4 protein-coding genes are annotated in these 8,184 nt (G+C 51.0%); all 4 read right to left on the reverse strand.

The features are described from left to right. Positions 1-142: 142 nt before the first annotated feature. The 4 genes from murQ to AB1656_03920 all read right to left on the reverse strand — a co-directional run bounded on the left by murQ (position 143) and on the right by AB1656_03920 (position 7,951). Entirely contained in the window at positions 143-1,081 is a 939-nt protein-coding gene (gene murQ, locus AB1656_03905) for an N-acetylmuramic acid 6-phosphate etherase (protein ID MEW6234507.1), read from the reverse strand. Next, a complete protein-coding gene (locus AB1656_03910; protein MEW6234508.1) occupies positions 1,078-2,589 on the reverse strand; it encodes an Rne/Rng family ribonuclease in 1,512 nt (503 codons plus the stop codon). The genes murQ and AB1656_03910 overlap by 4 nt, the downstream gene beginning before the upstream one ends. Before the next feature lie 383 nt (positions 2,590-2,972). Continuing rightward, positions 2,973-5,495, reverse strand: a complete 2,523-nt coding sequence (locus AB1656_03915) for a TIGR03960 family B12-binding radical SAM protein (GenBank protein MEW6234509.1) — start codon at positions 5,493-5,495, stop codon at positions 2,973-2,975. A gap of 545 nt (positions 5,496-6,040) precedes the next feature. Further along, on the reverse strand, positions 6,041-7,951 hold the full coding sequence (locus tag AB1656_03920; GenBank protein MEW6234510.1) for a serine hydrolase domain-containing protein: 1,911 nt from the start codon (positions 7,949-7,951) through the stop codon (positions 6,041-6,043). Between the last annotated feature and the right edge of the window lie 233 nt (positions 7,952-8,184).

The following is an 8,184-nucleotide window of genomic DNA, read 5'->3' on the forward strand; positions in this document are numbered from 1 at the left end:
AAATAAGTTGTTTAAGTATATCACTTTGGGAAATGGGAAACAATAGACCATTTTAAAGGAAATCATTACAAAAAAGAAATAATTCAACGATCAATGGCGGTTTAACGTCTTTTTGAAGGATAGGATTGAGATTGTTTGTATTTTATCTCCGGGCGTTATTCTCAACCTGAGAATGAATGGCGGGGATATCCTGAATTCTTCCCTTTTTTTCCAGGATGCATTTTTCCGCCTCTTCGCGCTCTATTCCGCAATAATGCATGACTAACGCCGTTTTCAATCGTCCATTGGCTTTTCTAACCAGCTCATCCGCTTCTTCATATGATAAATCCGTCAGAGAGGCGACGATTCGGCGCGAGCGGTCTTCCAACTTGCGGTTGGTGGCTGTAAGGTCCACCATCAAGTTTTGATAGACCTTTCCAATTCGAATCATGGCCGTCGTCGTAATCATGTTCAATACCAATTTCGTCGCCGTCGCCGCTTTCATCCGCGTCGAGCCGGTAACTACTTCAGGCCCAACGGTCAGGGTGATGACGGCGTCCGCTTCCGGGACGGAATCCTGGTTGGGATTGCAAGTGATAAAGACGGTTTTCGCGCCTCGCGCATGAGCTTCATGCAGCGCGCCGACGACGAAAGGCGTAGTGCTGGAAGCCGCAATACCCGCCACTACATCTAAGAAAGCGACGTTTCGTTGGCGCATCTCCTCCGCGCCATGTTCGGGATAATCCTCCGCTCTTTCCACCGCCCGCCGCAAGGCCTCCCAACCCCCCGCAATGACTCCCTGCACCATCTCCGGCGGCGACGAAAACGTGGGAGGGCATTCGGCGGCGTCCAAAACGCCTAACCGTCCGCTGGTTCCGGCGCCTACGTAGATCAAGCGTCCCTTATGGCGAAACGCTTCTACGGTCCATTCCACCGCTTTTTCGATATTTGCAATTTGATCGTCTACCGCGCGGAAAGCGTTGTAATCTTCCGAGTGGATCAACTCCAAAATCTCCCGCGTGGAGAGGCGGTCGATATTCATGGAATGGGGATTCCGCTGCTCCGTAAGCAGGGAGGCCATCTTTTGCGAATCGGGGGTCATGCAATTTCCTCGATGATTTGCTCGAAGTGAACGTCGGCGCTGGGGAGAATTTTCAAATCCGTGCCGTATCGCTTGATGAGAACTTCGATTTGCTCTTTCCGTTCTTCGTTGATTTTCGCGGCCAGGCGGGGATGGACTTTCAAGGCGACGCTATGCGCGCCTTCTTCCTTGCAGATCTCTTCGAAGGTGCGGAAAATCCGGATAATCATGGATTCGTTGGAAAGGATATGCCCATCCCGCTTGCAGTAATAACACGGCTGCGTCAGCGCTTTGTTTAAACTCTTGCGCACCCGCTTGCGCGTCATTTGCAATAATCCCAATTCCGTCAGCGGGAACAGATGGGCGCGGGAACGGTCGCGCTTCAAGTGGGTTTCGAAATGCTCGATCAGGTGTTGCTGATGCTCCTTGGAGCGCATATCGATGAAATCGATGATGATGATCCCCCCGATGTCGCGCAGCCGCAGTTGCCGCGCGATCTCGGCGGCCGATTCCAAGTTGGCCTGAAAGACAGTTTCTTCCAGATTATGCTTGCCAACGTAACGCCCCGTATTCACGTCGATGACGGTCATCGCTTCCGTCTCGTCGATGATGATGTACCCGCCGCAATGCAGCCATACTTTCTTGCTGCGCAATCCTTCGATTTCGGATTCCACGCCATAAGCGCGGAAAACCGGCGCCGCTTCGTCGTAGTAATTGATGCGGTGAACTGGATGCGGCTGTTGTTCTTTGATGAATTCTACTATTTCCGTATAGAGTTTCGGCTCGTCGACGACGATCTCGTCAATGCCGTCGGCGATCAAATCGCGGATAATCAAAAAAACCATGCCCGGATTCTGATGGATTTTGGCGGGAGCGGCCGCTTTCTCGCTTCTTTTCTGAATTTTTTCCCATTCGGCCAACAGAAATTGCAAGTCTTTGCCGAACTCGTCCTTCCCCATCTCTTTTCCCGCCGTGCGCACGATGGCGCCCATATTCTCCGGCAGCATTTGGGAAACCATTTCTTTCAAGCGGTTGCGTTCTTCCGGCTCTTCGATCCGGCGGGATATGCCGATGTGTTTCGTGGAAGGAAGCAGCACCAGGTAGCGCCCCGGCAGGGAAATATTGGTCGTGATGCGGCTGCCTTTGGCCCCGATCGGCTCCTTGTGCAACTGTACCAGGATTTGTTGCTGCTCTTTCAGCATGTCGCGGATATTGAGCGGCGGCAATTCCGTCTCTACGATTTCTTCCTCGCCTTCTTCGAAACCATTCTCCTCATCGGTGAAATAACCGAATTCGTCGATTTGGGGATAGAGATCGTTGACATAGAGAAACGCATTGCGGGGCAATCCGATATCCACAAAAGCGGCTTCGATGCCGGGAATGATGGAAGTCACAACCCCTTTGTAAATATTGCCGACAATGCGTTGCTCGTTATGCCTCTCGAAATAATACTCCGCCAATTTCGAATTTTCGACGATTGCGACCCGGATTTCATAATCATCGGAACTGACAATTATTCGCCTTTGCATATTATGAGCATCTCAATCATTCGCCAAAGGATCGAAAGGATTTTTTATTAAAGTTCAAACTTAGGATTTTTCTTTTAAGTTATTATATATGAATTTATTATTAAATCATTCGCCGGAAAGAAAAAAAACCGAAAAAAAAGAAAAAAGAAAACGATAGAGCAAACCATCGCCACCCCATCGCCTCTCGTCTCCCTCATTATTTTATCACAACGCCGTCCTTACGCCTAAGTTAATTTAAAAGCCGCTTTTATTTCGACGGGGCGGCAAGGGCAAAGTTGTTTTTGCCTTTGAATGAAGCAGAAATAAATCAAGGACGGAAAAAGTTAATCCACCATTTAGTCAAATACAGATAAGACCTTAACCTTGCTTCTCGCCACCCGCTGCTAATCGCCGTATTTAAGAATCAACGGCCTCAACATCCCGTCTCCGCTTCGATCGTACATATCCAAGCGAGTAGCTTTGACGATTTTCAATGGAAGATCAAGGACTCGGCGCAAAACCTCGATGGCGGCTTCCGGCTTGACGTATTTTCCTCCATCTACGGGACAAACGTATTTCAATAGGCATTCGTTTTGATTCACCCGCGAAAGCTCGATCTCTTCCAGACGTAAAATCTTAATCAATTCCTTATCGCGCAGAGCGCATTCGATTAATTCGTTCTTTTCCGCATCCATTTCGGGATGAGATAACCGCACGCCGAAATGGAACGCATGAACGGCGGCGCTGATCTTCTTGGCGTTGGCGTCAAGCTGTACCGCCGCTTCGAATTGAATTCCCGCCGGACAATTGGCGTTGAGACGATCTTTCAGAGTCGATGGATCGTAATATTCCACAGTCGTAATATCGACATATTCGCGCAAACTCTCCATCCCCACCGGCAGCGCCGAAGCGAAGACGATTTTGGGGTGAGGATGAAATCCCTCCGAATACGCCAATGGAATGCCCGCCCGCCGCAACAGCGAGTCGAACAAAATCATCAAGTCGTGATGCGAAGCGTAAATCAGCCGTCCGGTTTTACGGAAGCATAATCGGTATCGACAGCCTTGGCCCGCCGCTTTTGGCGATTCCTCTAAAACGGCGGCTTCTTCATTAGGCGCATGAATGGTAACGATCGTCTCCCCATCGCAGACGCGGCATACCCGGCACTCTTCCTGCCCGCAGTGGCGCGACTCTACGCCCCGCAGCGTCTTTTCCCACTCGCGCCATAAATAGCGGGGATCGACCCGCGAGGAAACGGCTTGCCATGGCAGGACGTCATCTTTTTCATACGTTTTGGCGGCGTATTCGCTCAAGGAAAGCCCCTGCGAGCGAAAAGCCTCCTCCCAGCGCTGGATATCGAAAAAGTCGCTCCACTCGTCAAACCGCGCCCCATTTTCGTAAGCGCAGCGGATAACGCCGCCCAGCCGGGAGTCTCCCCGCGCCATCGCCGCTTCCAACCGGCTCCTATTAGGATCGTGCCAGTTGAGCTTGATCCGATGCGGCTTGAGGCGCGATGCGATCAAATTCACTCTTCTTTCTATCTCCGTTTGAGAAATCTGCCCCTGCCATTGGTAGGCGGTATGCGGTTTGGGAACGAAGGGCGACAAGGCGACATGGATAGCGGTTCGTCTGCGTCCCATCTCTTGCAATAGGCGCTTAATGTTTAAAACCAAATCGGCAATGCCATCTATGTCCTCATCGGTTTCCGTCGGCAGTCCGATCATGAAGTAAAATTTGACCGTCGATTGATTGGCTGTAACCGATTCGCGCACTGTGGCGTAAATCTCTTCGTCACTGAACGATTTATTGATCGCGCGCCGCAATCGTTCCGTTCCCGCCTCCGGCGCGAAGGTTAGGCCGGTGGCGCGGATTTTCCCAATCTCCGCCGTTACGTTCGGCGGCAGTTTATCGATGCGCAGCGAAGGCAGAGAAAGAGCAACCCGCTGCGGATGGTATTCCCGGATCAAAGCGCCGCACAGCGCGGGCAGCGGCGTATAATCCGCCGTAGACAACGACAATAGCCCCAGCTCGTTGAAACCCGATCGCTTCAATCCCTCCCGCGCGTCGTTCATGATCCTCTGCGCCGAACGCTCGCGCACCGGACGGCTGGTATACCCCGCCTGGCAAAAACGGCATCCCCCTGCGCAGCCCCTCATCAATTCCAGCGCCATCCGGTGATGCGTCGTCTGCGTAATAGGGAAAACGGGCCGCGAGGGATAGTAAGAATGTTCATAATCGGCGACGATCCGTTTCCTTACTATATCAGGGATTCCGGCCATTTTCGGCGTTAGCGGAAAAATATCCCCCAGCCGGTTCATTCCCCGTTCATAGAGCGACGGGACGAAGACGCCCTCGATCTCCCCCAGTTTTTCCACTATTTCCGTACGCTTGGCGCCGCTGTTGCGAAGCGCATCCACGCTATGGCAGATATCTAAAACAACATCCTCCCCCTCGCCGATGACGAAAGCGTCAATAAAGTCCGCCATGGGCATAGGATTGAAAGCGCAAGGCCCCCCCGCCAAAATCAGCGGATCGCTCTCGCCGCGTTCGGAAGCATTTAAAGGGATGCCTGCCAGATCCAGCATGGCCAGCACATTCGTGTAAAGCATTTCATGTTGCAACGAAAAACCCACAATGTGCATTTGTTTCAGCGGCGTTTCGCTATCCAGCGAAGACAAAAGCTCCTGCGATTTCCGCATGGCCTCTTCCATATCCGGCCAAGGCGCAAATACCCTTTCACAATGGATATACGGCTGCTCGTTTAATAATCCATAGAGAATTTGCAAGCCGAGGAAGGACATGCCCACCTCGTATACATCTGGGTAAGAGATAGCGATGCGCAACCGCGCTTCCGGCTTGAAACGAACCGCGTTCCACTCGCCCCCGATATAGCGCACAGGCTTTTGTATGGAAAGAAGATCAGTCATTAAGCAAACTCTCTCACTGTTTCTTTATTTAACACCGATTTCCACAGCGTTTTTAAGCGTCAGGAGTAAGGGCGTCCAAACGATTCTAAGCGGCTTGTTATCGAGTCAGGGGACCGCGATGTCGGATTTCAGTTTTTCGATTCCCATTAGAATAGGAGTGGCGGCGCGTTTGCGGATTTTGACCGTAAAGGACTTTCCATCGAAAACAACTTGCCCCGGCATATCGATAAAGTGGCGAAAGATCTTACGGGCGCGGCATTTGTCAAACCGGCGCAACTCCTGCGCGAAGATATAATCCTAAAAACAGTGATAAGTGACAAGTGACGAGTGATTAGTAAAAGAAATTCAGCGATTTACGAAATACATTCCGTTCACCTTATGGGTGAGAAGGATATTATTACGCATCATTATGAAAAACAAGGATTAATATTCTCATACTAATTGCCAACTGCCGTTTTTAGGATTATTAAAACTCGAAAATCGGTTTGACAAAAAAGGCGGGAGTCGCTTCCCGCCTTTTTCGCGTTATTCATACAAGATGAATCTTAGTTCGATAAGAACTCCACGGGACCCGTATTGGCGTAAGGGCCGGAGTAAACGGGGGAGCCGCTGGCTGTTAACACATACACTTTGAATGCGTATTTATGGCCGAATTGCGGACCGTTTTGAAAAGTGGGGTTTTGAAATTTCTGGTAGCCGGATTTCCATTCGTAATACGTATCCGACGTGCTGGCCGCCTGGCCTAAATACTGATAGGCGCCGCCGTCCACGGAAACGTAGACGTGATAGGCTTTCGCGTCCGCATCCGTCAAGTTCCATTTGACCGCCAAAGCGCGTTCGGCGTCGGCGTCTTTATCCTGGCTATTGCTGAGATCGACCAAGGAAGCGGCGTTGTCCGCAACCGTTACGTTTGCGGTCGAACCGGTGCTGAAGGACCACAGCGGGCCTTGGATCGTTCCGTTGTTTTTCGTCACGGCGTCGACGCGCCAATAATATTGCGTCTCTTTTTGCAGACTATCCACAGCGGCGCTGAGGATTGAGGATGTATATTGCTTTACGGACGAAGTAACAGCGGAGGCTTTATCCACTTCGTCGGCGTTGGTTCCTACGTAAATATTGTAGGTTTCGCCGTAGTATCGGCCCGGCTGCCATTTCAGAAGGGCGCCGCCATTGCCGTCGATGGTTACGTTGGCCGCGTTATTCTTGGGCGCGGGTTCGCAGGGAGCGTTGAGAGCCAAAGGCATGACGCTGTCCAGCAGAACGACTTCGTAACTGCCGTCCCAGGTGTTGGTGCTGATGACGATGGACGCCTCGGAGTCTTTGAAATTATAGATCAGAGTATGGTAGCCGGGGAATGCGCCGCCGTGGCCGCGGCAGTCGCCGTAAGCCTGATGGGCTTGGATGAGTCCGCCGACGCCGTAATCCGTGTTAAACCATTTCAGATCGGCGGAGACGAACGTCTTCCATTTTTTCTGCGTACCTTTATTGAGAAGTTCTTCGCTGTTGAAGAGCGCTTCCAAGTAACGCAGCATATCCCACGGCGTGGAAATGACGGCGCCCGCCGCCCAGGCGTAGGATGGATTGACGTTGGTGACGTCTTGCCAATCTTCATAAGTGGGAACCTGAAGCGAATTGGCGCGGCTGTAGCCGTGGATCATATTGCTGGGTATCGTTTCGTCCGTGGCGAAATAGGTGTCGTCGAGGCCGAGTTTGTCGCAGATGCGCGACTTGACTTCTTCCGCCATCGTATGCCCCGTCACTTTTTCGATGATCATACCCACGAGAGTCAAGCCGGAATTGGTATACCACCAGTAAGGAATTTTAGAAGCTTGATCGGCGGGCGTTTGATATATGGCGGTTTCGTAGGGATTGGGATAGGTATCGCCCGGATTGAAGACGACTGCCATCGTATTCATGCTGTCCACAAGATCTTGAGGAGTCCACGCCTTGGTGGGGTAGAGGTCCGGCGTCATGAGGATGTTTTTATCGTTGAGATATTCGGGCAGGCCGGAAGTCATTTGCAGACAGTGTTGAATCGTAACCTTGTCGGCGTTATGCGTCAAAATGGTTTCGCCTAGATATTTCGATACCAAATCGTCCAGCCGGATCAATCCTTCCTGTTCCAATTGAAGGGCGATCATGGCAGTTAAAGATTTCGATACGCTGCCGATGCGGAATTGCATATCGGGCGCTTGCGGAATATTCTCCGCGATATTCGCTTTACCCGTCGTTCCAACGCGAACGCCCCAGTCCGGCGATTTAACGATCACGACGGCGCCGGGAATTTTTCCTTCGTTCGAGAGCGCGTCGATCTTGGCTTGCCAGGGAGAGGGAAACGATCTGTAATCCAGGACGTTCGACGCCGCATGAACGGCGCTGGGCATCATGATCGCGAATCCCGCCAGCGCGAGGACGGCGCTGCAAAAGACGGCAATCCATGGGCTTTTTCGCATCATTATTCTTCTCCTTTTTTTATGTAGTTGATAGAAGGCTTGTAAGAAGCCAATACAACCAAATCCAAAATCAATTTGCAATAAAAATCCAATATCAAGGGAAGGAATATCGCCGTTTTTATAAAATTTTATATTAGTACGACTTTTTTCAATATAACATATTTGCTATTCCTTGTATAGTTAATAAGGCAGAAGAATATTCGAGCCAGCATACAATTTTGATATTGCGCGAATCT

It is taken from the genome of Candidatus Omnitrophota bacterium, from assembly GCA_040755155.1.
In the GTDB taxonomy this organism is placed as follows: Bacteria; Hinthialibacterota; Hinthialibacteria; order Hinthialibacterales; family Hinthialibacteraceae; genus JBFMBP01.